The sequence below is a fragment of the Aeromonas intestinalis genome, assembly GCF_054052485.1.
This window is the reverse complement of the sequence record NZ_JBSTYK010000006.1, coordinates 167,974-193,243: the sequence shown is the minus strand read 5'-3', so window position 1 is coordinate 193,243 and position 25,270 is coordinate 167,974. Positions and strand designations below refer to the sequence as shown.

At 62.4% G+C, this 25,270-nt stretch carries 27 protein-coding genes; 13 read left to right on the top strand and 14 right to left on the bottom strand.

Going from position 1 to position 25,270, the window contains the following annotated elements; genetic code table 11:
- Nucleotides 1–311: 311 nt before the first annotated feature.
- Nucleotides 312–722: an EF-hand domain-containing protein gene (locus ACW5W7_RS09895; RefSeq protein ID WP_456501571.1), complete on the top strand. Its 411-nt coding sequence runs from the start codon at nucleotides 312–314 to the stop codon at nucleotides 720–722.
- Nucleotides 723–814: 92 nt separating this feature from the next.
- On the opposite strand, the gene ACW5W7_RS09890 is transcribed toward ACW5W7_RS09895, so the two are convergent.
- From ACW5W7_RS09890 to ACW5W7_RS09875, 4 genes are read right to left on the bottom strand one after another with little or no spacing between them, the layout of a single operon-like run.
- Nucleotides 815–1,351, bottom strand: coding sequence for a protein disulfide oxidoreductase (locus ACW5W7_RS09890; protein WP_456501570.1), 537 nt, complete (start codon nucleotides 1,349–1,351; stop codon nucleotides 815–817).
- Nucleotides 1,352–1,354: 3 nt separating this feature from the next.
- Nucleotides 1,355–2,092 carry a DsbA family protein gene (locus ACW5W7_RS09885; protein WP_456501569.1) on the bottom strand — a complete coding sequence of 246 codons (738 nt, stop codon included), beginning with the start codon at nucleotides 2,090–2,092 and terminating at the stop codon, nucleotides 1,355–1,357.
- A gap of 10 nt (nucleotides 2,093–2,102) precedes the next feature.
- Nucleotides 2,103–4,142, bottom strand: a complete 2,040-nt coding sequence (locus ACW5W7_RS09880) for a protein-disulfide reductase DsbD family protein (protein WP_456501568.1) — start codon at nucleotides 4,140–4,142, stop codon at nucleotides 2,103–2,105.
- Nucleotides 4,143–4,192: 50 nt separating this feature from the next.
- Nucleotides 4,193–4,564 (bottom strand): hypothetical protein, encoded by a 372-nt coding sequence (locus ACW5W7_RS09875; RefSeq protein ID WP_456501567.1) that lies wholly within the window; start codon nucleotides 4,562–4,564, stop codon nucleotides 4,193–4,195.
- A gap of 163 nt (nucleotides 4,565–4,727) precedes the next feature.
- Here ACW5W7_RS09875 and ACW5W7_RS09870 point away from each other — a divergent pair, with 163 nt between their 5' ends.
- The 4 genes from ACW5W7_RS09870 (at nucleotide 4,728) to pspG (ending at nucleotide 6,796) form a co-directional block, all read left to right on the top strand.
- The gene (locus tag ACW5W7_RS09870) at nucleotides 4,728–5,456 is read left to right on the top strand and encodes a 1-acylglycerol-3-phosphate O-acyltransferase (protein WP_349919835.1); all 729 of its coding nucleotides are present in this window, start codon (nucleotides 4,728–4,730) and stop codon (nucleotides 5,454–5,456) included.
- Between the two features lie 203 nt (nucleotides 5,457–5,659).
- Complete coding sequence (gene pspA / locus ACW5W7_RS09865) at nucleotides 5,660–6,322, top strand: phage shock protein PspA (RefSeq protein WP_456501566.1); 663 nt, start codon at nucleotides 5,660–5,662, stop codon at nucleotides 6,320–6,322.
- 2 nt (nucleotides 6,323–6,324) lie between these two features.
- A complete protein-coding gene (locus ACW5W7_RS09860) occupies nucleotides 6,325–6,531 on the top strand; it encodes a PspC domain-containing protein (RefSeq protein WP_349919831.1) in 207 nt (68 codons plus the stop codon).
- 46 nt (nucleotides 6,532–6,577) lie between these two features.
- A complete protein-coding gene (gene pspG, locus ACW5W7_RS09855) occupies nucleotides 6,578–6,796 on the top strand; it encodes an envelope stress response protein PspG (protein WP_349919830.1) in 219 nt (72 codons plus the stop codon).
- A 41-nt stretch (nucleotides 6,797–6,837) separates the two neighbouring features.
- On the opposite strand, the gene ACW5W7_RS09850 is transcribed toward pspG, so the two are convergent.
- A complete protein-coding gene (locus ACW5W7_RS09850; protein WP_434664425.1) occupies nucleotides 6,838–7,188 on the bottom strand; it encodes a GIY-YIG nuclease family protein in 351 nt (116 codons plus the stop codon).
- Nucleotides 7,185–8,078: an EamA family transporter RarD gene (rarD, locus tag ACW5W7_RS09845; protein ID WP_434664424.1), complete on the bottom strand. Its 894-nt coding sequence runs from the start codon at nucleotides 8,076–8,078 to the stop codon at nucleotides 7,185–7,187. Before rarD ends, ACW5W7_RS09850 begins: the two co-directional genes overlap by 4 nt.
- Nucleotides 8,079–8,179: 101 nt before the next feature.
- Between rarD and ACW5W7_RS09840 the strand changes: the two genes are divergently transcribed.
- Nucleotides 8,180–8,761 carry a uracil-DNA glycosylase family protein gene (locus ACW5W7_RS09840; protein ID WP_456501565.1) on the top strand — a complete coding sequence of 194 codons (582 nt, stop codon included), beginning with the start codon at nucleotides 8,180–8,182 and terminating at the stop codon, nucleotides 8,759–8,761.
- Nucleotides 8,762–8,777: 16 nt separating this feature from the next.
- Here the strand turns inward: ACW5W7_RS09840 and ACW5W7_RS09835 are convergent, their stop codons facing one another.
- Nucleotides 8,778–9,635 (bottom strand): DMT family transporter, encoded by an 858-nt coding sequence (locus ACW5W7_RS09835; protein WP_456501564.1) that lies wholly within the window; start codon nucleotides 9,633–9,635, stop codon nucleotides 8,778–8,780.
- A 91-nt stretch (nucleotides 9,636–9,726) separates the two neighbouring features.
- On the opposite strand from ACW5W7_RS09835, the gene ACW5W7_RS09830 reads away from it, so the two are divergent.
- Nucleotides 9,727–10,644: a LysR substrate-binding domain-containing protein gene (locus ACW5W7_RS09830; protein WP_456501563.1), complete on the top strand. Its 918-nt coding sequence runs from the start codon at nucleotides 9,727–9,729 to the stop codon at nucleotides 10,642–10,644.
- 18 nt (nucleotides 10,645–10,662) lie between these two features.
- Here the strand turns inward: ACW5W7_RS09830 and znuB are convergent, their stop codons facing one another.
- Both znuB and znuC read right to left on the bottom strand, forming a co-directional pair.
- Complete coding sequence (gene znuB / locus ACW5W7_RS09825; protein ID WP_349919823.1) at nucleotides 10,663–11,442, bottom strand: zinc ABC transporter permease subunit ZnuB; 780 nt, start codon at nucleotides 11,440–11,442, stop codon at nucleotides 10,663–10,665.
- Nucleotides 11,443–11,462: 20 nt separating this feature from the next.
- A complete protein-coding gene (gene znuC / locus ACW5W7_RS09820) occupies nucleotides 11,463–12,227 on the bottom strand; it encodes a zinc ABC transporter ATP-binding protein ZnuC (RefSeq protein WP_349919821.1) in 765 nt (254 codons plus the stop codon).
- 93 nt (nucleotides 12,228–12,320) lie between these two features.
- Here znuC and znuA point away from each other — a divergent pair, with 93 nt between their 5' ends.
- Both znuA and ACW5W7_RS09810 read left to right on the top strand, forming a co-directional pair.
- Nucleotides 12,321–13,235, top strand: a complete 915-nt coding sequence (znuA, locus tag ACW5W7_RS09815; protein WP_456501562.1) for a zinc ABC transporter substrate-binding protein ZnuA — start codon at nucleotides 12,321–12,323, stop codon at nucleotides 13,233–13,235.
- 64 nt (nucleotides 13,236–13,299) lie between these two features.
- Complete coding sequence (locus ACW5W7_RS09810) at nucleotides 13,300–13,971, top strand: transglutaminase-like cysteine peptidase (protein ID WP_456501561.1); 672 nt, start codon at nucleotides 13,300–13,302, stop codon at nucleotides 13,969–13,971.
- Here ACW5W7_RS09810 and ACW5W7_RS09805 read toward each other — a convergent pair.
- The gene (locus ACW5W7_RS09805; protein WP_349919817.1) at nucleotides 13,966–14,907 is read right to left on the bottom strand and encodes a TAXI family TRAP transporter solute-binding subunit; all 942 of its coding nucleotides are present in this window, start codon (nucleotides 14,905–14,907) and stop codon (nucleotides 13,966–13,968) included. The two genes, ACW5W7_RS09810 and ACW5W7_RS09805, sit on opposite strands and share 6 nt — an antisense overlap.
- Complete coding sequence (locus ACW5W7_RS09800) at nucleotides 14,904–16,202, bottom strand: LapD/MoxY N-terminal periplasmic domain-containing protein (protein ID WP_456501560.1); 1,299 nt, start codon at nucleotides 16,200–16,202, stop codon at nucleotides 14,904–14,906. Before ACW5W7_RS09800 ends, ACW5W7_RS09805 begins: the two co-directional genes overlap by 4 nt.
- Before the next feature lie 270 nt (nucleotides 16,203–16,472).
- Between ACW5W7_RS09800 and mepM the strand changes: the two genes are divergently transcribed.
- Nucleotides 16,473–17,810 (top strand): murein DD-endopeptidase MepM, encoded by a 1,338-nt coding sequence (gene mepM / locus ACW5W7_RS09795; RefSeq protein WP_349919814.1) that lies wholly within the window; start codon nucleotides 16,473–16,475, stop codon nucleotides 17,808–17,810.
- A gap of 66 nt (nucleotides 17,811–17,876) precedes the next feature.
- Here mepM and ACW5W7_RS09790 read toward each other — a convergent pair whose 3' ends face one another.
- Nucleotides 17,877–18,821, bottom strand: a complete 945-nt coding sequence (locus tag ACW5W7_RS09790) for a D-2-hydroxyacid dehydrogenase (RefSeq protein ID WP_349919813.1) — start codon at nucleotides 18,819–18,821, stop codon at nucleotides 17,877–17,879.
- 160 nt (nucleotides 18,822–18,981) lie between these two features.
- Here ACW5W7_RS09790 and ACW5W7_RS09785 point away from each other — a divergent pair, with 160 nt between their 5' ends.
- Nucleotides 18,982–19,563, top strand: coding sequence for a YjaG family protein (locus ACW5W7_RS09785; RefSeq protein ID WP_349919811.1), 582 nt, complete (start codon nucleotides 18,982–18,984; stop codon nucleotides 19,561–19,563).
- A gap of 59 nt (nucleotides 19,564–19,622) precedes the next feature.
- Here the strand turns inward: ACW5W7_RS09785 and ACW5W7_RS09780 are convergent, their stop codons facing one another.
- A complete protein-coding gene (locus tag ACW5W7_RS09780) occupies nucleotides 19,623–20,102 on the bottom strand; it encodes a MarR family winged helix-turn-helix transcriptional regulator (RefSeq protein WP_456501559.1) in 480 nt (159 codons plus the stop codon).
- A 164-nt stretch (nucleotides 20,103–20,266) separates the two neighbouring features.
- Between ACW5W7_RS09780 and ACW5W7_RS09775 the strand changes: the two genes are divergently transcribed.
- Both ACW5W7_RS09775 and ACW5W7_RS09770 read left to right on the top strand, forming a co-directional pair.
- Nucleotides 20,267–20,794, top strand: coding sequence for a hypothetical protein (locus tag ACW5W7_RS09775; RefSeq protein ID WP_456501628.1), 528 nt, complete (start codon nucleotides 20,267–20,269; stop codon nucleotides 20,792–20,794).
- A 9-nt stretch (nucleotides 20,795–20,803) separates the two neighbouring features.
- On the top strand, nucleotides 20,804–22,402 hold the full coding sequence (locus ACW5W7_RS09770) for a BCCT family transporter (RefSeq protein ID WP_434664417.1): 1,599 nt from the start codon (nucleotides 20,804–20,806) through the stop codon (nucleotides 22,400–22,402).
- 89 nt (nucleotides 22,403–22,491) lie between these two features.
- Here ACW5W7_RS09770 and mutS read toward each other — a convergent pair whose 3' ends face one another.
- Nucleotides 22,492–25,080, bottom strand: a complete 2,589-nt coding sequence (gene mutS / locus ACW5W7_RS09765) for a DNA mismatch repair protein MutS (protein ID WP_456501558.1) — start codon at nucleotides 25,078–25,080, stop codon at nucleotides 22,492–22,494.
- Nucleotides 25,081–25,270 lie beyond the last annotated feature (190 nt).

Here is a 25,270-nt window from a genome sequence, read left to right as displayed (position 1 = left end):
GCAGATCCTGCATCACTGGCATCATCAGAGTCACAAGGCTGGCGCCGGAGGGGCTTGGGGAACCAGGCGTGGTAAAAACTCGCCATTTTAACGGAAAGCCGGCACTACTGCCACGAGCGTGCGGCGCTCTTGCGCAAAAAGTGATGAGGGAATGGGACTCGGTGGCGGGGCTACAATGGCAGAAGGGATGGCGGCCGGAACTCTTTGTCCGCCCCGTTGCCCAACTGCGGTACCGGGTGCCTGGCTGGCGCTTGGTTTGAGTCTCATTATTCAGGGCCCGGCCTGTCGGGTCAGCATAAGGAATCATCGCCATGTTCAAACCTTGTCTTCTCGCCCTCGCGCTCTGCAGCAGCGCTGCCTTTGCCACCGATACCTTGCCCTCCACCCCCTTGATGGGCGATATCACCAAGGCCCAGTTCATGGAGCGGGCCGAGCAGCGCTTCGCCCAACAGGACAAGAACGGGGATGGCGTGATCTCCGTCGCCGAGAAGGAGGCCGCCCTGGCCAAGATAGAGGGTGTGATGAAGCAGGCGGGCAAGCCGGTGCCGGATCGGATGGCGCAGCTCAAGCCGAGACGGGACACCAGCAAGGCGCAGTTCATGGCCCGTCAGGAGAAGCTGTTTGCGCGTCTGGACAAGAACGGGGACGGGGTAATTGGGGAGTCCGAGCGGGCCGAGATCAAGGCCAACCTGGATAAGCGGGTCATGGAGGCCGCGCAATAGCGGGATCCGCCGCGAGGAAGCCACCATCCGGTGAGCGTTTGCCGTCAGATAAAAGAGCCCGGTCCTGCGACCGGGCTCTTTTCATTGCAGGATCAGGCGGGGAGCGACCAGCTGGCCCACCAGAGCCGCAGCTTGAGTCCCCAGCGGCTGCTCCAGCCGGTGGTGCTGCTCACCAGCTCCCCATCCCGAACGATGAGGAAGGTCGGGGTGACCCCGACCTGCCACCGGGCGGCGAGATTGCCCTGCTCATCGTTATGGGTGGGGAAGCCGAGCCCCTTCTTGCTCATGCCCTGTTGCAACTGGGTGTCGTTGCCGGAGCGCAGCGCCACCGTCAGCACGTTGCCGCCCTCCTGCCATAGCTGCTCCACCACCGGGGTGGTGAAGCGGCAGACCCCGCACCAGCTGGCCCAGTAGTAGACCAGCAGGGGCTGACCCTGGCTCAGGGTGGCGAGGTCGGTGCGGGTGCCATCCTGCAGGGTGATAGGGGCTTGCATGGCCCCGTCCGGCAGGCTGGGGCTGCGCCACAGATCCAGCAGGGTGGAGACGATGAGCGCCATCAGCAGCAGCCAGAGCGCCTCTTTGCCCCAACGCCGCCAGCGTGGCGGTTTGGGATGCACGTTCTCGACCATGGCTTAGCTCCGCTTGGCCAGTTCGGCTTTGACCAGCTGTTCGAGCTGTTCATAGGGCAGGGCGCCCGGCACCAGCTGATTGCCGATCAGGGTCGCCGGCGTGCCCTGCACACCGAGCAGGGTACCGATGCGCAAGCTGCTGCGCAGCTCCTCGCTGGCCTTGGCATCAGGCTTGAGCGCCACGTTGCCGGTGGCTGCCAGCGCCTTGTTGATGTCTGCCTCCGTCAGCATACCCTGCTTGCTCATCAGCTTGTCGTGCAGGGGGAGGAAGCGGGCCGGGTCCTGCTGCCACAGGGTCAGGCTGTACTGGGCCGCCTTGGCGGAGGTCTGCCCCTTGAACGGCAACAGCTTGATCACCAGCCCCAGATCGTTCGGGTAGGCCTTGAGCAGCTTGGTCACTTCGGGATCGAACTGCTTGCAGTAGGGGCAGTTGTAATCGGTGAACAGCACCAGAGTCAGCTTGGGATTCTTGGCCCCCAGGCGCGGACTGGTGGCGCTGTTGAACAGCACGTCCTGATTGCCCTTGATGACGTCGCCGAGCTGGGCTTCCTGGGCCGCGGCATTCTGCTTCTCCCAGGATTCGGCCGCCTCGTCGAGGATCTTGGGGTTCTGTACCAGGGTCTCGCGGATGAGCTCCTTGATGCGCGCCTCCTGCTCCGGGGTGAAGGGGGCGGCGTGCAGGGCCGGGGCCAGCACGCTGGCGGAGAGGGCGGCGATCAGGGTCAGGGTGTTCAGTTTCATGGGATTCTCCTCAGAAATGGGTGGCGGGCTTGATGAGGCCGGCCTTGTTCAAGACGTCGAGCAGGTCGCCCTTGTCCAGCAGGGGAGAGAGGGTCTCTCCCTCTGGCAGGCCGGGGCCGTAGATCTGGTTGAAGGGCACGGCGGCCGCCCCCCGCTTGCGCAAGAAGGCGGAAATGGTGTCGCTCGGCCTGCTCCAGTCTCCGCGCAGGGCCACCACATCCGGGGCCGAGAGGGCGGTCTGCACCTCATCGCGCAGCAAGACGTTGTATTTGTTGGCCTTGCAGGTCACGCACCAGTCGGCGGTGACATCCACGAAGACCCGCTTGTTCTGGGCCAATGCCTGAGTGATAGCCTGTTCAGACAGAGGCTGCCAGGCGACCCGATCGGCGGTTGTGCCGCCCTGGGCGCTGAAGGCGCCGCCCAGCAGCAGGGCGCCCCCCACGAGGGCCGAGAGGGAGAGGGCCAGCGTGAAGCCGCGGATGCCATGACGCCAGATGATGCCTGCCAGCAGCACCAGCAACAGGCCCACCATCAGCCAGCCCGTGGTGAGGGTGCCGAGGTGGTTGGCGAGCAGGCTCAGCAACCAGAGGCTGGAGCCCAGCATCATCAGGCCGAGCAGGATACGCAGCTGGCCCATCCAGCGACCGGGCTTTGGCAGCCAGAGTGCGAGGCGCGGCAGGGCCGCCACCAACAGCCAGGGCAGGCTCATGCCAAGCCCGAGGGCGGTGAAGATGAGCCAGAGCTCCCCGAGCGGCGCCGCCAGTGCGAAGGCGACCGCGGTGCCGAGGAAGGGGGCCGAGCAGGGGGTGGCCAGCAGGGTGGCAAAGCCCCCTTGCAGGAAGTGGCCGCCGAGGCCGTTGCCGCCGCTGGTGGCGAGCCGGGTGCTGAGGGCGCTTGGCAGACGGATCTCGAACAAGCCCAGCAGATTGGCGCAGAACAGCGCCGTCACCAGCACCATGAAGCCGATGAAACCGGCGCTCTGGAACTGGATGCCCCAGCCGACCGCCCCCTGGGTCGCGCGCAGCAGGCTGCTCATGGCGGCCAGCAACCAGAAGGAGACCAGGATGCCGGCGCTGGCGGCGAAGAACTGCTTGCGTATCGTCCCTTGTTGTTGTGTTTGCTGTTGCAGCACAGAGCCGAGCTTGAGGGCCAGCACCGGCAGCACGCAGGGCATCAGGTTGAGGATGAGGCCGCCGAGCAGGGCGATGCCGAGCAGCCAGGGCAGGGAGCTGCCTGGCGCCGGCAGGGAGAGGGCCTCGCCGATGGCGGCCTTTGCCTGCCAGGCCTGTTCCCCGTCGGTGAGCAACAGGCCGAGGGATTGGCCGCGCAAGTCGGGCGCGTCTCCCTGCCAGCCGTCGCTGACCGGCACCCGGGCCGTCAGGGTATTGCCCTGCACCTCGAGCTCGGGCTTGCCGAATTCGGCGCCCTCCAGCGCATCGATAAAGAGGGCCGGGGATTGCCAGCCCTGGGGGCGCTCCGCCAGGAGTTGCAGCTGATTGTGCCCGTAGCTGACCTTCACCTGGGTGTCGGCGGGCAGGGGCTGGGGCAGGGCGCTCATGACCTTGGCCCAGGCGAAGTCGAAACCGGCGGGCGCCGTGCCGTCCGCATCGAGCGTGAAGGGGTAATCGGTCAGGATGCAGACGTTGCTGCAGGTGGAGAGGCGCAGCGTACCCTTGAGGGGCTGATCCGCATCGGCCCTCAGGCTGAGGGGGAAGCTGACGCTCTGCTGGTAGCCCTGGGTGCTGAGCCCGGCCACCTCGAAGTGACGGGGGGTGGGCCAGTACCAGTGGAAGTCCGTGACCGGTTCGTCCCACAGGATCTGGGGGGCGATCCCCCCCTCACCCGGGCTGTGCCAGTAGGTTTTCCAGCCCGCTTCCAGCGCCACATCGAGCAGGATCCGGGTCTGCTGTGGGTCACTGCGATCGGCTTGCAGCCTGATCTTGGCGTGATCGTTCTGGGGGCTGGTGAGCCAGCCCGTGTCGCTGGCCAATCCCGTGGATTGCCACAGCAGGCAGCCCAGTAACAGGGTTGCCTTGAGGAATGTTGACATCTTGTTCTCTCGCAAAAAAATGAATGACGGCTAATGGCTAGCAGTCGAACTCATTCCCGCCAGACGCAGAGACGAAGGTGCAGACGCCGCTCGGGCGGTGAGATGACTCTCGGGGGAGGCAAGGGGGGAACATATCGCCAGAGCGGGGCCAGGAGGGCGATCACCAGGGCGATGGCGAAGAAGAGCTGCTCGACGCAGAGCAGGGTGGCGGCGCTCAGCCACTTGCCGTTGAGCTGGCAGCTATTTGGCTGCGGATTGGTGGCGCCATCCTGAACCTCGGCATCGGCGAGCGAGGGCAGGGTCTGGCAGCTGAGGGCGTGATCGAGCAGGGCCAGCCGGGCCAGCGGCTGGGCAGCGCAGTTGAGCACCAGCAGGCAGACCAGCAGCAGGAGTCGTTTCGCCACACGTTGTTGGTGAATCATGCTTGCCCCGTTCATCAAGATGGGCACATCCTAACGGCCAATGACGGGAGGAGCAAGCCGGGGCCGGTCTGTACCGCCTGGGGTGGTCAGTTCTGTTTGGCGAACGCTTGTTCGCTAAAAGGGGGACCAGTATACTGCGCCGAGTTAAATTCCGAGGTGTTCGATGCTCAAAATTGCCCGCGTGCTGCTGCTTGCCCTGCTGCTCGTCTTCTGGTTCGTATTCGGTCTGTTGCTCTGTCTGGTGCGCCCGCGCCATCCCAACAACGTCTATGTCTTTGCCCGCATGTATCATGCGGTCTGCCCTCTCATCGGGCTCAAGGTCAGGGTCACCATTCCCGACGAGATCAAGTCGGTCGGCCCGGCTGTCTATGTGTGCAACCACCAGAGCAACTTCGACATCTTCACCGTGACCGGCGCCGTGGTGCCCGGCGTGGTGGCGGTGGGCAAGAAGAGCCTGCTGTGGCTGCCCTTCTTCGGCCTCATCTTCTGGCTCTCCGGCAACGTGCTGATCGACAGATCCAACCGCTCCCGCGCCATCGGCACCATCGGCCAGGTAGTGGATCGCATCAAGGGTCGCGGCACCTCCATCTGGATGTTCCCGGAAGGGACCCGCTCCCAGGGCCGTGGCCTGCTGCCGTTCAAGGCCGGCGCCTTCCACACCGCCGTGCAGGCCGAGGTGCCCGTGGTGCCCATCGTCTGTTCCAGCTACTTCGGCCAGGTGGATCTGAACCGCTGGGACAACGGCGAGGTGCTGCTGGAGATGCTGCCCCCCGTGTGCAGCAAGGAGCACGGCGCCGCCGGCATTCGCGAGCTGTCCGACACCTGCCGGGCCCGGATGGAGGCCAAGCTGGCGGAGCTGGACGCCAAGCTCGGTCACCACAAGGCCGCCTGAGCCTGAGAAGAGAGAAAGGGAGCCGCTGGCTCCCTTTTTTATTGGTTAAAATCACCACTTCATTGGTTTTTTTCACCACTACCTGCCCGTTGAATGTCCACTAACAACCACCATCTCTTTGTAAAGAAAGGATAAATTTTCTTGGCACGGCTCTTGTAATGCATCTGGGAGAGATAGACATCCCATCCACAAGGAGCCAGACCATGAGCGTATTTAGCCGCCTGACCGACGTGATCAATGCCAACCTGCACAGCCTGCTCGACAAGAGTGAGGAGCCACAGAAGATGCTGCGGCTGATGATCGAGGAGATGGAGCAGGTCCAGGTCGAGATGAGAACCCAGGCCGCCCGCGTCATTGCCGAGCAGAAGCAGCTGGAACGCCACCAGCAGGCGCTGCGCCACCAGATCCAGGAGTGGTCCGCCAAGGCCGAGCTCGCCATCCAGAAGGGGCGGGAAGACCTGGCCCGCGCCGCCCTCACCGAGAAGCTGGCCGAGGTCAAGAAATGCGAACAGCTGGAGCAGGACAAGGCCCGGGTGGCCGAGGTGCTGGCCCAGCTGACCGCCGACAGCGAGCGCCTGGCGACCAAGCTGACCGAGGCGCGGGAGAAGCAGAAGATGTTGACCCTGCGCGAGCAGACCGCCCACAGCCGGATCCGGGCCCGCGCCCAGGTGGACAACCAGCGCACGCATGAACTGATGGCCCGTTTCGATGGTTTCCAGGGCCGGGTGGATCAGCTGGAAGCCCAGCTGGAGGCGGCGACCCTGGGGCAGAATCCTTCCCTCGAGGCCCAGTTCCGCGAGCTGGAGCTCAATGACGAGATCGAACGCGAGCTGGCCCGTCTGAAGGGCCAAAAAGAGGAGGCCTGATGATGACCCCCTGGCCGAAAGATCTGGCCCACCGCAAGCTCACCGGCGTCTGCGCCGGTCTTGCCAACGGGCTCGGGATCTCCAGGGTGACGGTGCGGGTGGTCATGCTGCTCGCCCTGATCCTGATGCCACCCCTGGCCCTGGCGGCCTACCTGCTGGCGGTGCTCATCATGCCGCCGCGCCGTGAATTGAAACGCTGGCTGGATTGACCCAGGCAGGGTTTCTATCTGCCAATGAGATACCAAGGAGCAAAACATGCTGGAATTTATCGTCTTGATGCTGGTGCTGGTCACCATGGCGCTGACCGGATTTACCGTGCTGGCCATGTTGCTGGTGAGCGGGGTCTTCGCGCTGTTTGGCATCCTGGCCGGCATGCTTGCTCTGGTCATCAAGCTGGCGCCCTGGCTGCTGTTGGTGCTGGTGGTGTGCTGGCTGCTCAGCAACAGGCGCAAGCAATCCAATACCTATCGTTAGGCCTCCCTGGCACTTTACGGCCACCCTTGCGGTGGCCTTTTTTATGGCGCAGGGCTGACTGACTCGGGGGTGGAGAGGCTGGTCAGCCAGGCGCTGTACCACTCATCCCAGAGGGCTGGCTCTTGCACCAGCCGCTCCTTGAAGGCCTTGCTCTGCTGCTTGAGGCGATATTCGAGGCGCAGGGCCTGGCCCTTGTCCGAGACGGTCTGCTGCCACACCAGGGTCAGAGGCCCCTTGCCACGCAGGGCACGCGCCCCCTTGCCACTCTGATGTTGGCGCAGGCGCCGCTCGGGATCCGTGGTGATACCGGCGTAAAGCGCACCACCCTGGGTACGCACCAGATAGATAAACCAGTTATCTGCCGGTTTATCGGTACAAACGTCTGTCGTCATGACTCTTTCCACTGCACCTGACTGCGCCGGAGTCGATGCAGGGGCAGCAGGCTCACCAGCAGGCCGGCCCAGACGAAGGCGAAGCCCACGGATTTCACCGGATCCGGGGTCTCCCCGAACCAGAAGATGGCGAGCAGGAAGGCGAGGCTCGGCTCTATGTATTGCAGCAATCCGACCGTGCTCATGCGGGTGCGGGCCACGGCGTAGCAGAAGAGCCCGACCGGCAGCAGGGTGGCGGGAGCGCTGCCCATCAACAGCAGGCGCTCGCGCCAGTCGCCGTCCATAAACAGACTGGTACCCTGGACGCCGAGATAGCCGATGATCAGCAGGGCGATGGGGAGCTGCACCAGGGATTCGAGATAGAGGCTGGCCCCGGCGTCATAGCGCACCTTCTTCTTGATGAGGCCGTAGAAGGCGAAGTTGGCCCCCATGATGAGGGAGAACCAGGGCAGCTCGCCGTAGGAGAACAGCATGTAGGCGAGACCGGCCAACGCCAGGGCCACCGCCAGGTGTTTCTGCGGGGTGAGCTTCTCTTTGAGGAAGAGGACGGCGAAGACGATGTTGAACAGGGGCGTCATGAAGAAGGCGAGGCTGGTGGCCAGCACCTGGCCGGTGGTCAGGCACCAGGTGAACATGCACCAGCTGATGGACATGACGGGGCCCGCCAGCAGGATGAGGCCGAGCTGGCGCGGCTCGCCGCGCAGGCGTGCCCAGGGCACCCGTACGCCGAGCAGCAGGAACAGACTGCCGAGCAGGACGACCGACCAGAGCACCCGGTGAGAGAGCAGCTCCCACATGTTGACCTCGGGCATGAACTGGTAATAGAGCGGCAGCATGCCCCAGAGCACGAAAGAGAGGGCCGCACTGCCGGGGCCCAGCCAGTTCTTCATCGCTTTCCGTTTATTAAATTAAACAATTGTGGCCGCATGATAGGTATCCGCCACGGCTTTCACAAGCGGGATCGGCGGGAAAACTCTGCTACCATGCCCCCATGAATCGACTCGACGTCCTGTTTGAACAGATCCGGGCCTGCCGCCTGTGTGAGGCTCACCTGCCGCTCGGCCCCAGACCGGTGATCCGGGGGGCCGCCTCTGCCCGCCTGCTGATCATCGGTCAGGCACCGGGCTCCCGGGTCCATGCCAGCGGCATCCCCTGGGACGATCCCTCCGGGGATCGGCTGCGTCACTGGCTCGGGGTGGATAAAACGACCTTCTACGACGATTCCCGCATCGCCATCATGCCCATGGGGCTCTGCTACCCGGGCCGAGGCAAGTCCGGGGACCTGCCCCCCCGTCCCGAGTGCGCGCCGACCTGGCACGACAAGGTGCTGATGCTGTTGCCCAATGTCGAGCTGACCCTGCTCATCGGCCAGTACGCCCAGCATCATTATCTGGGCAAGGCAGCACAACACACCCTCACCGAGACGGTCAGACACTGGGCCGAGTACGGCCCCGCCTGGCTGCCGCTGCCCCACCCCTCGCCGCGCAACACCCTCTGGCTCAAGAAGAATCCCTGGTTCGAGCAGGAGGTGATCCCGCACCTTAAACAGAGGGTCACCCCACTGCTGGGGTGACCCTATTGTCTCGGACTCAGGTCGCGGGCTCGGCCAGCGGCTTGGGTTTGCTGCGGGCCATGGCGACCAGGGGCAGTATGATGCACAGGCACCCCAGCAGCAGCGGCAGGCCGGGCTGCTCATCGAACAGCCAGACCCCGATGGCCACCGCCATCAAGAGCCCCGTGTACTCCGCCGAGGCGATCTTGCTCGCCTCCGCCTTGCGATAGGCCATCACGCAGAGCCCGGCATAGACCATGATCAGCGCCGACGAACCGAAGGCAGGCCACCACATCTGCCACTGCCAGTCGCCCCCCTCCCACCAGGCCAGCGCCAGTATGATGGGCATGCTCAGCACGTTGGTGAAGAACAGGGTCTGGGCGATGGGCTGCTTGAGGGGGATGCGCTTGATCAGCAGGTTGTTGACCGCCAATGACAATGCCACGCCGAGAGCGGCCAGGGCGGCCCAGTTCACCTCGGTCGGCCGCAGCACGATCAGCACCCCGACAAAACCCAGCAGCGCCGTCACCACCTTCTGGCGCGACAGCGCCTCTCCCGCAAGCCAGACCGCGAGCGGCACCATCAAGAGCGGCGCCGCGTAGAAGAGGGCGTTGGCGGTGGCCAGCGGCAGCCGGGTGAGGGCGACCACCATCAAACAGACCCCGGCCGCCCAGATGTGGGCTCGCAGCAGGTGCCACTTGATGGCGACCGGCGGGTGTGCGCGCCAGGACCAGAGCAGCCAGGGCATCAGCAACAGGGCGGCGGAGAGCTGGCGGAAGAAGACGAACTGGAACACCGGCTGATCCGGATCCAGCACCTTGACCAGGGCGTCGGAGAAGACCGCCACCATGTTGCCCAGCACCAGATAGAGGATGCCTATCCCGACTGCATTCATACTGCCTCCCGTTTCAGAAGCGGTAAGAGTAGTCTGGGGCTTGTTATCCAGTAAAATGATAAAAAATGACCATCCATGAGAATTTTAGATAATGAAGCTGCCTCCCCTGCGCGCCGTTCAATACTTCGAGGTGGTCGCCCGCCTGCTCAGCTTCTCCCGCGCGGCGCTGGAGCTCAACGTCAGCCAGAGTGCCGTCAGCCATCAGGTCCGTCTGCTTGAGGATTTTCTCGGGGAGCGGTTGCTGCTGCGCCAGGGACGGCTGCTCTCCCTGACGGCGCAGGGGGAGGTCTACTTCGAGGGGATCTCGGCGGGGCTCGGCCAGATTGCCCACAGCAGCGAGCAGCTGCGCGGTGGCGGCGAGATGCGGGTCAGGCTCGCGGTCTACAGCTCGTTCGCGGTGAAGTGGCTGATCCCGCGTCTGGCGGGGCTGCGCCAGCTCTACCCCGAGCTGGACTTGAGCCTGGAGATGGTAGCTGAAGATCCCGAGCTCTCCGATCGGGTGGCGGACGGCTTCATCACCGTGTCCCCCGAGGGGCCTGGCTACATGCACGATCTGCTCTACCGGGAGCGGCTGATGCCGGTGTGCAGCCGGCGACTGTGGCAGCAGGTGGAGGGGGAGTGGCCCGAGGCCCTGTGGCAGTTGCCACTGCTCTCCATCCAGGCGATCTACCGGGAGAAGGGGGAGGATTGGCGGCGCTGGGCCGAGGTGGGCGGACTGACGATTGCCCCGACTGCGCGGATGCACCATTTCAGCCATATCCTGCTGGCGCTGGAGGCGGCCAACTGGGATCAGGGGGTGGCGCTTATCAACGACTACATGTTGCAACCGGAGGATCCCGGCCTGGTGCGGCTGCCGCTCCATGCTCTGGAGACCGGGGATCACTTCTATTTCGTCTGCAAGCGCTCACGGGCCCATGAACCCGCCATCAGCCGGTTGCGACAGTGGCTCTGGCAGGAGGCGCAGGCGAGCCTGCGCCCCGGTGAAAACGACCCCCTCAAGCGGACGTGAGGCGCTCGGACTCTGCATTCAGGCTTTCTTGAACTGGCTCAGCACGAATAGGCTGGTGGCACAGACCACCACCGAGGGGCCCGCCGGGGTATCCTGATACCAGGAGAGGCTGAGCCCCCCCAGCACGGAGAGGCAACCGATCAGGGCCGCGAGGCCCGCCATCTGTTCCGGGGTCTGGCTGAAGCGCCGTGCGGTGGCGGCGGGGATGATCAGCAGGGAGGTGATGATGAGGGCCCCGACAAACTTCATCGCCACCGCGATCACCAGGCCGATCAGCAGCATCAGCACGCAGCGCAGCACATCCACTCGTACACCCTCCACCCGCGCGAGCTCCTCGGAGATGGTCATGGAGAGCAGGGGATCCCACAGCCGCCACAGGGTGAGCAGCACCAGGGCGCCGCCGCCGTAGATCCAGAGCAGATCCATGGGCTGTACCGAGAGCAGATCGCCGAACAGGTAGGCCATCAGATCGACCCGCACGTTGTCCATGAAACTCAAGGTCACCAGGCCCAGCGACAGGGCGCTGTGGGCCAGGATGCCGAGCAGGGTATCGGTGGCCACCTGCTGGTTGCGGCTCATGACGACCAGCAGCATGGCCATGGCGAGGCAGCAGACCACCACTGCCAGGGTCAAGTCCACCTGCAGCAGGATGCCGAGCGCGATGCCAAACAGGCAGGCATGGGAGAGGGTGTCGCCAAAATAGGCCATCTTGCGCCACACCACGAAGCTGCCGAGAGGGCCGGCCAGCAGGGCGATGCCGAGGCCGGCCGCGAGGGCGTATAGCAGAAAGCTGTCCACTGGAATGTCCTATTGCTTGGCTATTTGTTGCGAGAAGGCAGGCGGATAATCGGGGCCTGCGGTTCGTGATGGTGGTGTTCACCGTCGCAGTGATGATGGTGGGTATAGACCGCCAGCACCTCCTGCTCCGGGCGCCCGAACAGGCGGGCGAATTCCGGATGACGAGCCACGCTTTCCGGCTCGCCATGGCAGCAGACGTGGCGATTGAGGCAGATCACCTCGTGGGTGCTGGCCATCACCAGGTGCAGATCGTGGGAGACCATCAGCACGGCGCAGTGGAGCTCGGCGGCGAGCTGGCCGATAAGGGCGTAGAGCTCGATCTGGCCGTTGATGTCCACTCCCTGCACCGGTTCGTCCAGCACCAGCAGCTCGGGCTTGACCAGCAGGGCACGGGCCAGCAGCACCCGCTGCATCTCGCCACCGGAGAGTTTCTGCATCCGGTTGTCCAGCAGATCCTGGGCGCCGACCCGGTTCAGTGCCTCCTCGATGGAGAGGCGGCCATTCTTGCCAAGCTGCAGGAAGCGGCGCACCGTCAGCGGCAGGGTGGGATCCAGATAGAGGCGCTGGGGGACATAGCCGACGCGCAAGTCCCGGCGGCGCCGGATCTCGCCGGAGTCCGGATTGAGCAGGCCCAATACCAGTTTGCTCAGGGTGCTCTTGCCCGCCCCGTTGGGGCCGACCAGCGTGGTGATTTTGCCTTTGTTCAGGGTAAAGGAGACCTTGTCGAGCACGGAACGTCCGTCAAACGAGAGACAGACATCTTTTAGCTCCACCAGTTGGGTCATGACAGCTCCGGGGTTTACAGCCTGTGAGAGTTATAATATAACAACAGCGTTGGCTGTTATATTATCACACACATACTTCCTGACGAGACCCCTATGCGCATTCTTGCCCTGATCACTGCCTTGCTGGCGGTGAGTCTGCCCGCCCGTGCCCTCGAGGTGCTGACCACCATCAAACCCATCGGCTTCATCGCCGCCGCCATCACCGACGGTGTGAGCGAGCCCAGGGTGCTGCTGCCGACCGGCGCTTCTCCCCACGACTTTGCCCTGCGTCCCTCCGATATTCGCAGCATCAATGACGCCGACCTGGTGGTTTGGGTTGGCCCCGAGCTGGAGGGTTTCATGGCCAAGCCACTGGCTCAGCATCCCCATGTGCTGACCCTGACCAAGGTGCCGGGCATGCCGCTGTTTGACTATCGTAAGCAGGCCGGACACGAGGAGCACGGTGACGAGGAACATGAGGGTCATGACCATGACGGTCATGAGGGACATCATCACGAGGGGGTGGATCCTCACATCTGGTTGGGACCGACCCAGGCTCTGGTGATCGCCAAGGCGCTGAGTGACACGCTGAGCACCCAGGATCCGGCCAATGCCGCTCGTTACGGTGCCAACCTGAAAGCCTTCACGGCCAAGGTCGATGCCAAGGACAAGGTGATTGCCGGACAGATGAAAGCGGTCAATCAGAAGGGCTACTTCGTGTTTCATGAAGCCTATGGCTACTGGGAGCGCCACTATGGCATGAGTTCCAAGGGTCACTTTACCGTGAGCCCTGAGCGCCGCCCCGGTGCCAGGACGCTGGTGGAGATCCGCAAGGCGCTGGAGGAGAAACAGGCGAGCTGCATCTATGCCGAGCCGCAATTCTCGCCCGCGGTGATCGAGTCGGTCGCCCGCAATACGGGGGCCAAGGTGCTGCTGCTGGATGAAGTGGGTGAACAAGTACCGCTAGGACCCGAGGGTTATCCGCAGTTTATGCAGCAACTGGCCGATGCCTTTGCCGAGTGCCGCTAACACCTCGGTGTGACCATCAGGGCTGACTATACTGACCTCCAGCGCATGACATGGAGTGTCCCGTATGAAATGGATTATCCCCGCCTGCATGGTGGCACTGATCAGTGCCCCGTTGCAGGCTTCCCAGCTGTCCAGCTATATCGCCAGCCCTGATCTCAAGTCCAAGTTGCAGGAAGTCTACGGCGCTCGGGCGCTGCAGCGGGCGGAGGCGTTTTCCCGCTTGCTCAGCCCGCGGGCGGGCACGACGGATCAGCAGAAACTGGAGTTGGTGAACAACTACTTCAACAACCTGACCTATAGCGAGGATCCCAGGTTATGGGGAGAGGAAGACTACTGGGCCAATCCGCTGGAGTTTATCGGAGCCCGTGGTGGGGATTGCGAGGATTACAGTATCTCCAAGTACTACACCCTGATGGAGCTGGGGGTGGATGAGAAGAAGCTGCGGCTGGCCTATGTGAAGGCCATTCGATACAACCAGTTTCACATGGTGACGCTTTACTTTCCCACCGCCAAATCTGACCCTCTGGTCCTCGACAACATCAATGGCCGCATCCTGCCGGGCAGCAAAAGAAACGACCTGCAGCCGGTTTACAGTTTTGACGCCAAGAGCATCTGGGTGATGAAGTCCCGGCGCGAAGGCACCCTGGCGGGGAGTGCCGATCGCCTGACCCAGTGGACCTCGATGCAGAGCCGCTTCTCCAGCGAGCATCTGCGTGCCCCCCGCCGTCAGCTATAACTTGCCCGCCGCTTTCAACTCCTCAAAGTACCTTGCCGCGCCCGGATGCTGACTGATGCTCAACACCGGGCCGACTTTATTGCGCGCCTTGTGGAACAGGTTGGCGTAACCGTACGTCTGCTCGTTGAAGCTGGTCTGCTGGCTCAACATGGCCTTGGTCAGGCGGTAGACATCCCCATCCGGCATGCTGGCATTGGTCACCAGGGTGGCGGCGATGGCGAAGGTGGGGGTGGCCTTGAGATTGCCCGGGTAGATGCGGGCCGGCACCTGGCTGCGCTGGTAATACTTGACCCCCTGCAGCAGCTGATCACGAACGGGGCCATCGATGGACAAGAAGCGGATGGCGCAACGCTTCGAGGTGTCCAGCACGATGCGATTCGGATGGCCCATCACCAGCCCGAAGGCGTCGATCTGCTTGCTGCACAGGGCTTCGGCCTGGTTGGCCACGCTTTTCAGATCGAGGTCTTGCTCGGTGGCGCCGAGTAAAGAGAACAATGCCAATGCCGTCTGACGGGTGCCAGAGTGCTTCAACCCCATGTCGATGGGGGCCAGTTTGAGTTGTTCCAGCTTGGTGATGTCACCATCGGCCCGCACCACTATGGTGAAAGGCTCGGCATGGGTGGCGAACAGAGCACGCAGTTCGGGCTGGGGTTGTTTGGCAAAGGGGCCGCTGCCGTGGCTGGCCTGATAGAGCCAGTCGGATTGCACCAGTGCATAGGGGCTTTCCCCTGCCTGCAACTGCCGTAGATTCTCGATGGAACCTGAGCTGGCCTGCGGCTTGCATTGGAGGCCGGGGTCGCTCTTGTTGGCCAGACGGCAGAACTCCTTGGTGACCTGATAATAAATCCCCTGCTCGCCACCGGTACCGATGGACACGGTCTGGGCATGAGAGGCAGACGCCAGGAGCAGAGGGAACAGCAACAGGGAACGTTTCATGATGCCTCCTGGCTGGCATAGCCATCGATGCCCCAACTGCGCAAGGTGCCCATATCCGTTACCTCGCTGGCTTCTGCCAGCAGGGTGTAACCGGAGGCGTGCAGGCATTGGGAAAGCAGGTTCCAGTACAGAGGGGCGTCGGTGAGCTGGCAACTGATGAACACGGGTTTGACGGGGTCGAGCCTGGTCAGGTTGTCGTTGTTCATGGGGACATTGCTGAAGGCCATCTCGACCCCCTGAGCCGCCAGGGCCGACAGTCTCTCCTCGGCAAGGGGAGGGAAGTTTGGCTGATCCCAGCGCCAGTCCAGGGTCTTGCCCTTGCCGCTGGCCAGTGTGGACGAGAATTGTGCCCAGTCTGGGTGGGCAAGCAGACTGAGAGGAAGCTGTATCCCTTCCGTCCTTTGTGCGAGCCAGTGGTTGAGCAGCGCCCGGATCTCGTCAGGTGAGCTGTCCGCACTCGGTGGGTTTTGCGGGAGCAGGCGGCTGTAGAGCCGGATATCCCCCTGGGTAGAGACGAAATGCTGCAGATGCATGTCACCCGGGGTCTGTGTCAGCCCCATCAGCGGTTGGCTGCTCTGGCCCTCGTGTTGCTTGCCGAGCTGGGTGATCTTGAGCCGTTGCTGCAGCAGATCCCGCTTGCGCTCGGAGACCAGCTGGTTGATGGAGGAGACGACCTCCCGCAACTCTCTCAGCCAGGGGATGGGCAGGTTGCCACTGAACTGGCGCTGGCGCACCTGCAACAATTGCAGGTTCACCTGCTCGAGAGGACGCAACAGCCGGTTGCATACCCACTGAATGATGAGGGTCAGCACCAGCAGGCCGCCGAGCAGGGCCAGCCCGGTGCGGCTGATGGCGTTCCACAGATGCTGGTAGGCATAGCCCTTGTGCCCCTCGAGGGTGAGGGTACCGAGAATGCGCCAACCATCGGTGAGCTCTTGCTCCACCTTGATCGGTGGCATGGCAATGAGGCTCGGCAGCCAGGCGGGGATGTTCTGCTGCGCGGTGTGGAATGCCTTCTGGAACAGCAGTTGGCCGTCCGGATCCAGCAGGGTGACCGAGCTGACGAAACCGCCGTCAAACATGGCATTGACGATGGTCTCCGCCAGCACCTTGTCATCATTGAGCAGGGTGCCTTGCAGCACCAGGCCGAGGGCGGTGATGGCCGTCTCGAGGTTGGCGGACATCTGGTCGAGGATGGATTGCCGCACCGTGGTGATCTCCAGCATGAACAGCAGGATGGCGCCAATGGTGAAGAGGATCAGGATGATTACGTTTAACAATTTTGCTAATGACATATCCACTCCATGGAAATGTTCTTGCAACATTTGGTTGATCTTGAGCGACGACAACCGGATCGGGTTCTTAAAAATAGAAAGAAATGTCTGAAACTGGCGATCATTTCTGCCAATACAGGAAGGTTATGCATAAAATGTGAGGTTCGTGCATATAGCTATGAACTTTTTGTAAGTATTTAGGTCTAACTGCCAGATGCACGGTTTTCATAATAAAAAATCATAAAGACAGACACACAACTACCACCCTTAGATCTAATGACAGGATAGCGGATGAAACGTCTCCGTCCCTTGGTAGCGCAGGCTGCCAACTGGGAACCCCCGGTTCCCCGCAAGCATTTTTATGCCATGTTACTGCTCACGGCCATGACGCTGTCGGCGGTAGCCGTATTGCCAGCACCAGGTGACATCCTGGAGCGGCCACTGCGTCTCGAGTTGCCCATCGCTACCCCGGGCACCGCGACCAACGAAGACAACACCGATTTTAACGATATCCCGGACCACGAACTGGTGGAGGCGGCCGCCCCGGAGGATGACATCCCGGCGGATGTGACTCCCCAGTGGCAGGATTACCGGGTGCGCAACGGTGAAAACCTGACGGCCATCTTCAACAATCTGGGGCTCTCTACCACCACCCTCTACAAGGTGCTGGATGCGGATGCCAAGAATCATCTGGCCCGCCTCAAGCCTGGCCAGACCATAGAGTTGCTGATCGATCAGGACAACATACTGCAGCAGCTCAAGATCCGCCTGAACATCAAGCAGACCCTGGTGCTGGAACGCACCGATGACACCTACAGCGCCAACATGCTCAACGAGAAGGTGGAGTGGCAGAAGAAGAGTTATGACGGTGTCATCAATGGCAGTTTCTATGTCAGCGCCCGCAATGCCGGCATCCCGGCCAACCATATCCAGAAGATTGCCAACCTGTTCCAGTGGCGGATGAACTTCGCGAAAGATCTGCAAAAAGGTGACAAATTCAAGGTGCTGGTGCGTCAGGAGACGGTCGAGGGCAAGAGCACGGGCAACACCCAGCTGCTGGGTGTCGAGGTGTTCAGCCAGGGCAAGGCGGTATCTGCCTGGCTGTCGGAGGATGGCAACTACTATGACGGTCAGGCGAACAGCCTGGAGCGTGGTTTCCGCCGTTATCCGACCCACAGTCGCTACCGGATCAGCTCGAACTTCAACCCGGCCCGGCGCCACCCCATCACGGGTCAGGTCCGCCCCCACGAGGGTACCGACTTCGCCCTGCCGGTGGGCACCGCAGTGATGGCTACCGGTGATGGTGTGGTGCTCAAGGCGACCCGTCACCCGCTGGCTGGCACCTATGTGGTGATCAAGCACGGCCGCACCCTGATGACCCGCTACCTGCACCTGAGCAAGTTGCTGGTGAAACCCGGTCAGAAGGTGAAGATGGGTGACAAGATTGCTCTCTCCGGCAATACCGGGCGCTCCACGGGGGCCCACTTGCACTACGAGGTGCGGATCAACAACCGTCCGGTGAACCCCATGACGGTCAAGTTGCCCATGGCTGAACCGCTCTCCGGCAAGGAGAAGCGTCAGTTCCTCGCCAAGGTGAAGAGCTATCGCCAGGAGATGGAGGCGGGTTGAGTCTCTTTCTTGTCCAGATAGCAAAAGGCCCCGCCATCATGGCGGGGCCTTTTTCATGGACCGGACTCAGTAACCCTTGTCGAAGTCGATGCGCCCATCGAGCTGCTGGCCGTCGATGAAGCGGATGTAGTTGCGGATGAAGATCTGGGCCACATCTTCCGGGAAGCTGTAGGCGCTGTTGTGGGGCGTGATGATGAGATTGGGCTGATGCCAAAGGGGACTGGTGGGAGCCAGGGGCTCCTGCTCGAACACATCCAGCACGGCGGTGGCGAGCTTGCCGTTTTGCAGGGCCGCCAGCAGGTCTCCCTCGTGTACCGCATTGCCCCGGCCGACGTTGAAGAAGATGGCGCCCGGCTTGCAGTGGTTGAAGCGATCGGTGGTGAACAGGTGGCGGGTTTCCCGGGTCGCCGGCAACACGCTGACGATGACGTCGGCCTGGGCCAGCATCTTGTTCAGCGCCGGCAGCTGATACACCTGATCGAAACCCGCCCGCTCACGACCGCTATGGCTGATGCCGAGTACACGCATGCCGAAGTGTTTGCCGGTGTGAGCGATGTGCTGGCCTATGCTACCGGTGCCAAGCAGCAACAGGGTCTTGCCCTTGAGCCCCTGATAAGGCTGGCTCTGCCACAGCTGCTGTTGCTGCTGTTCACGGTAGAGGGGCAGATGACGGGTCAGGCTCAGAAGGTGGCCAAACACATACTCGCTCATCAGGGGGCCGAAGATGCCGCGCACATTGGTGAGCAGGTAGTCCCGGCGACAGCTGGCATCCAGCAGCACATCGACCCCGGCGTAGGTGGATTGCAACCAGCCGAGCTTGCCGGCCTTGGGCAACAGGGGTTTGGCGCGAGCCGGCTCGGCCATCAGGATGTGTGCCTCACCGATGAGCCGTTCGGCTTCGCTCTGGTTGTCGGCCCGCAGAATGCGCAGATGGGGGAGGTGAGCGGCCTTGAGCAGGCGCTCGTAATGGGCGTTGTCCTGGCTGAGCAGAAGCAGGGTACGTTGGCTCATACTCTTGTTCCTTATCATGTTTATGGCACGGCAAAGGGGGATCTGTTCCCATCTTACCCCAGTTGATCGGGCAAGATAGCCGAGCAGGGTGCTTTTTCGTTTTCGCCAGCCCCCTCGTGGGCTACAATCTGCCCCACATTTTGCAAAGGATCAGACTCCAGTGTTTGGTGACAAGTTTTATAAGCGACTGGCCGAGCTGCAGCCTTGGCAGCAGACCGTCTACACCCTGGCGCTGGCAGAGCGCATGTACCCCAACTATGTGCTGTTTTCCCAGGCGTCCGGTTTCGGCGATGCCAGGGCATTTCGTCACGCGCTGGATCAGATGTGGAACTACCTCACGGTAAAGGGTTCCCGGGTCAATCTGGGGGCCATTCTGGAGGCGTTCGAGATCTACATTCCCGAGCCCAGCAAGTTTGAATCCTATGGCGCCTATCCGGCACTGGATGCCTGCGTCGCACTGGGCTGCGCCTACAACTCGGTAATTTGCCGGGTGGGCGAAGAAGCCACGGATGCCAGTCACGCGTCTGTGGGCACCGTAGCCGGCTTCATCGAGATGCTGGAAGAGCGCGACCTGACCGATGAGGAACTCTACGAGCACGAGTACATCGAGGCCGAGCTGGAGTTTCAGGTCGAACTGCTCAAGCGCGTGGCCTTCGAGCGCGACAGCGACCGCATCCTGGCCATCCGCGAGTTTGCCGCCCAGGGCGGCGTCTCCAATATCGGTATCAGCCTGGACGAGTGATACGAGTGCGGCGCCTTCCGCGCCTGCCCATAAAAAAAGCTCCCGAATGGGAGCTTTTTTTATGCCCGCTCCTCGGTGAGGGGCCTGACGCTCAGCACTGGTGCGGCGTCGATGCCATCGGCATTCATCATGGAGGAGATCCGCTGCAGGGAGGAGAGCAGCAGGGTCTGTTCCCAGGTTTCCAGAGCCTGGAAGCGCAGGATGAAGCTCTCTTGCAGCGGGGTCGGCGCCTGTTCCAGCAGGGCTCGGCCCGCGTCAGTCAGCGTCGCATGTACCTTGCGCTTGTCGGTCTCGCTGCGGATCCGTTGCACCAAGTGGCGGCTCTCGAGCCGATCCATGATGGTGGTGGCGGTGGCCTGGCTCATGTTGGTGTGATCCGCCAGCTGGCGCATGGAGATCTGCCCCAGCTCGTCTATCCCCTTGAGCAGCAGGAGCTGTGGTGAGGTCAGCCCGGCTTCCTTGATCAAGCGTTTGGAGTGCATATCGATGGCACGGATGATCTGGCGCAGGGCGACCAGCACTTCATCATGTTTTTCCACTGGGGTCCGGCTCATGGCCTGGTAGTTGAGAGGCGCAAGATTTTCCGCCTAATTCCACACAAGGTCAATATGGTTTTTGGTCTAATAGTTTCTGCTCTAACTAATTTTGTGTTAGGTTATCCCGCTGTTTTCGAAATTTAATCCGATCTTTGAGGAGCGAAATGATGCAGAACGACCTGGATATCAAGTCCCTTGTGAACGAGCTACGGGTAGTCAGAGTTCGCTATGAACTGCCAGATACCTCGGCATTCGTGCGTTACCAGCCCGCCTATGACGAAGACCCGAACAACCTCAAGGTGCATCACTACGATGGTGAGTTGCCCCTCTCTTGCAGCAACACCGGTGCTTTCAGATTAAAGGAGTTGGTGAACGAACTGCGCTATGCCTATGTACTGGTACACCTCTTCCCCGACGAGAGCGCCATGAACTTCTACCTGGCGGGCCTGGACAACGGCTTGGCCCAACTTGAATTCATCGGCGGCTCCTACGATTTCAACCGGCTCTGGATCACCAGCGGCGTCTCCAGCCTGGGGGTCCCCATGGCCATCTTCCTCGGCAAGCGCCATGCGGTGAACGGTCAACCGTCGGTCAGCCTGGTGGATCACCGTGAACAGGTGGCGGGCCGTCTGGTCTATCGCGCCATCGGCGGGGCGGGCGATCACGTCGGCGAAGATTTTTTCAACCATGACTAAGGAGGCCAGATGAGAGCAACCAAAGGGCTGTTGAAAGGCCTCAATCCCACCATGGCCATGACGGCCCTGACCGTCGTGACCCTGTTCCTGCTGTTCGGCGTCTTTGATCCCGATACCGCGGGGACCTGGTTTACCGGCGCCAAAGACACCATCATTGCCGGCTTCAAGTGGTACTACATCCTGGTAGTCGCCCTGTTTCTGTTCTTCGCCGTCTATCTGATGTTCAGCCGCTTTGGCAGCATCCGGCTGGGCGACGACGACCAGGTACCGGAATTTGGCTACTTCGCCTGGTTCTCCATGTTGTTCAGTGCCGGCATGGGCATAGGTCTGGTGTTCTGGAGCATCGCCGAGCCCATGTATCACCTGCAGAGCAATCCCTTCATCACCGAGGGGATGACCCCGGAGGCGGCCCAGATCGCCATGCGCCTCACCTTCTTCCACTGGGGTCTGCATCCCTGGGCCATCTATGTGATCGTCGGTCTCTCGCTGGCGTTCTTCAGCTACCGCCGCAAGTTGCCACTGGCGATCCGCTCCGTGCTCTATCCCATCCTCGGTGAGCGCATCTACGGCTTCTGGGGCCACGCGGCCGACGTGCTGGCGGTGTTCGGCACCGTGTTCGGGGTGGCGACTTCCCTGGGACTGGGGGTCTCCCAGATGAATACGGGCCTGAACCAGATGTTTGGCATGGGGGTCTCCCAGACCAACCAGCTCTGGCTCATCGGCGGCATCAGCGTTATTGCTACTCTTTCCGCCATCTCCGGGGTGGGGCGCGGGGTGAAGATCCTCTCCGAACTCAACATCTGGCTCAGCGTCTTCGTGCTCGCCCTCTTCCTTGCGCTGGGGCCGACCACCTATCTGCTCAACGCCTATGTGCAGAACATCGGTGACTACCTGCAAAACATCGTCAAGCTGAGCTTCTGGACCAATACCGAGGCCAACGGCACCTCGGCCTGGCAATCCAGCTGGACCGCCTTCTACTGGGGCTGGTGGATCGCCTGGGCACCCTTTGTCGGCATGTTCATCGCCCGCATCTCCAAGGGCCGTACCATCCGCGAGTTCGTGCTCGGCGTCCTGCTGGTGCCCTCCCTGCTCGGCATGCTCTGGCTCACCGTGTTCGGTGGCACCGCCATGCACCTCGAGCTGTTCGGCAGCGGTGGCGTGGTCGAAGCGGTCAATCAGGATGTGACCCTGGCCCTCTACAAGACGGTGGAGCTGCTGCACTGGGATACCTTCGGCTGGATTGCCAAGGGGGTACTGACTCTGCTCATCTGCACCTACTTCATCACCTCCAGCGACTCGGGCACGCTCGTGATCACGACGCTGCTCTCCATCGGCGATCAGGATCCCCCCGTGCTGCACCGCGCCATCTGGGGTCTGGGTCAGGGACTGGTGGCGGCCATACTGCTGGTGTCCGGCGGCCTGGCGGCTCTGCAGGCGGCCAGCATCATAGCAGCGCTGCCCTTCTCCCTGATCATGCTGGCCATGTGCTACTCCCTGATGCTGGGTTTGAAGCAAGAGAGTCAGCGCCAGTTCGAGTACCGGCAGAACCTCAAGCGTCACGACGGCTCCTCCCACCTGAGCCTGATGGACCGGATTGGTCCGGCCTAAGCCAGACCGGCAGATGGCAAGCCATTGAACAGAAAATAAAAAAGGGAACCTCGCGGTTCCCTTTTTTCATGGCTGTCGTTCGGCGCCGGTTACAGCAACTGCTTGAGGCGATAGAGCAGATCCAGTGCCTGACGGGGGCTGAGCTCATCCGGGCGCACAGCCGCCAGCTCTTCCACCACGGGGTGGGGCTGGGGTGTCAGCACGACCGGGGCCGGGCGTGCCTCGCCGGCGGGGGCCGGCGTGGCGCTCTCCAGCTCGGCCAGCTTGTGGCGAGCCTGATGGATCACCGACTTGGGCACTCCCGCCAGCGCCGCCACCTGCAGACCGTAGGAGCGGCTGGCCGCCCCTTCCTGCACCGCGTGCATGAAGGCGATGGTGTCTCCGTGTTCCACCGCGTCCAGATGGACGTTGGCCAGCCCCTCCATCAGTGCGGGCAGCTGGGTCAGCTCGAAGTAGTGGGTCGCGAACAGGGTGTAGGCGCCTATCTTGCTCGCCAGTTGCTCGGCACAGGCCCAGGCCAAGGAGAGGCCGTCGTAGGTGCTGGTGCCGCGGCCGATCTCGTCCATCAGTACCAGGCTGCGGGCGGTGGCGTTGTTGAGGATGTTGGCGGTCTCGGTCATTTCCACCATAAAGGTGGAGCGGCCGGAAGCCAGGTCATCCGAGGCCCCGATGCGGGTGAAGATGCGATCGATGGGGCCGGTGCGGGCGCTGCTCGCGGGCACATAGGCGCCGATGTGGGCCAGCAGCACGATGAGCGCCGTCTGGCGCATGTAGGTGGACTTACCCCCCATGTTCGGGCCCGTGATGATCAGCATGCGGCGACTGCGCTGCAGGTTGATCGGGTTGGCGATAAAGGGATCCGTCATCACCTGTTCCACCACGGGGTGGCGACCCGCCTCGATCAGGATCTGATCCTCCTCGGTCAGGGTGGGGCAGCGGTAGTCCAGAGTCTCGGCCCGCTCCGCCAGGTTTGACAGTACGTCCAGCTCCGCCAGCGCGGCGGCAGACTCCTGCAGTTCGCCGAGGTGGGGCAACAGGGCGTCGAGCAACTCCTCGTAGAGACGCTTCTCCAGCGCCAGCGCCTGGGCCTGGGCGGTGAGCACCTTGTCCTCGTACTTCTTGAGCTCATCGATGATGTAGCGCTCGTTGTTCTTGAGGGTCTGGCGGCGGATGTAGTGGGTCGGCACCAGGTGGCTGTTGGCGCGGCTCACCTCAATGTAGAAACCGTGCACCTTGTTGTAGCCCACCTTGAGGGTATTGATGCCGGTTAGGGCCTTCTCCCGTTCCTCGATGCGGGCGAGGCTAGCGGTGGCGCCGTTGGCGAGATCCCGCAGCTCGTCCAGCTCCTGGTTGAAACCATCGCGGATGACGCCACCATCGCGGATCAGCACAGGCGGCACCTCCATCACGGCCCGCTCCAGCAGATCAAGCAGCTCGGGGAAGGTGCTGGCTCGTGCGCTCAGCTGCTGCACGGCCTCGTGTTCGCTACCCGCCAGCAGCCGTTGCAGCTCGGGCAGTTGGTCGAAGGCCTGGCGCAGCCGGGTGAGATCGCGGGGACGGGCACTGCGCAGGGCCAGACGCGCCAGCACCCGCTCCACGTCGCCGACCTGGCGCAGCAGGCCGCCCAGTTCGTCGTAGAGGTTCTGCTCGATGAGCTCGGCGATGGTGCTCTGACGCCCCTTGAGGATCACCCGATCCCGGATCGGCTGGTGGATCCAGCGTTTGAGCAAGCGGCTGCCCATGGGGGTGGCGGTCCTGTCCAGCACCTCGGCCAGGGTATTGTCATAACCGCCCGCCAGGTTCTGGGTCAGTTCCAGGTTGCGGCGGGTGGCGGCGTCCATGATGACGGCGTGATCCGGCTGTTCGAGGCGTACGCCGCGAATGTGGGGCAGGGCGGTACGCTGGGTGTCTTTCACGTACTGCATCAGGCAGCCGGCGGCGCACAGGGCGGTCTCGCTCTGTTCGACCCCGAAGCCCACCAGATCCTGGGTGCCGAACTGCTGGCACAACAGTTTGCGGGCGGTACCCAGCTCGAACTCCCACTCCGGGCGGCGGCGCAGGCCGCGGCGGCCCTCGACGTGGCGCAGGAACTCGAAGGATTCCGGGTAGAGCAGCTCGGCCGGGTTGGTGCGCTGCAACTCCGCCAACAGGGTCTCTTCCTTGTCGAACTGATTGATGAAGAAGCGGCCGGAGCCGATGTCCAGGGTGCCATAGCCGAAGCGGCGGCCATCGTGATAGACGGCGGCGATCAGGTTGTCCTGGCGTTCACTGAGCAGCGCCTCGTCGGAGACGGTGCCCGGGGTGATGATGCGTACCACCTTGCGCTCCACCGGTCCCTTGCTGGTGGCGGGATCCCCCACCTGCTCGCAGATGGCGGCAGACTCGCCGAGCTGCACCAGCTTGGCCAGATACCCCTCGATGGCATGATAGGGCACCCCGGCCATGGGGATGGGGCTGCCGGCGGACTGGCCGCGCTTGGTCAGGGAGATGTCGAGCAGCTGGGAGGCCTTGCGGGCATCGTCATAGAAGAGCTCGTAGAAGTCGCCCATCCGGTAGAACAGCAGGATCTCCGGGTTCTCAGCCTTGAGGGTCAGGTACTGCTGCATCATGGGGGTGTGTAGGTGAAGCTGAGCCTTGATATCTGGTTGTAGCTTGGGGGTAAATTCTTTATTGATCATTGTGTTGTCATTCTTTCGTTGTCTCAGAGCATCTCTGTGACGCTCAGGATGTCTCACACAACCTCACAGTCATGTGTAGCTTTTTGTATAGCAAGTTACATCGCAAGGTTCAGAAACTGTAAAAGCTATACATGAGTTATTGAGTGCATCGTACCAGATACGTTGCAAGATGCTGAACCAACATGTACGC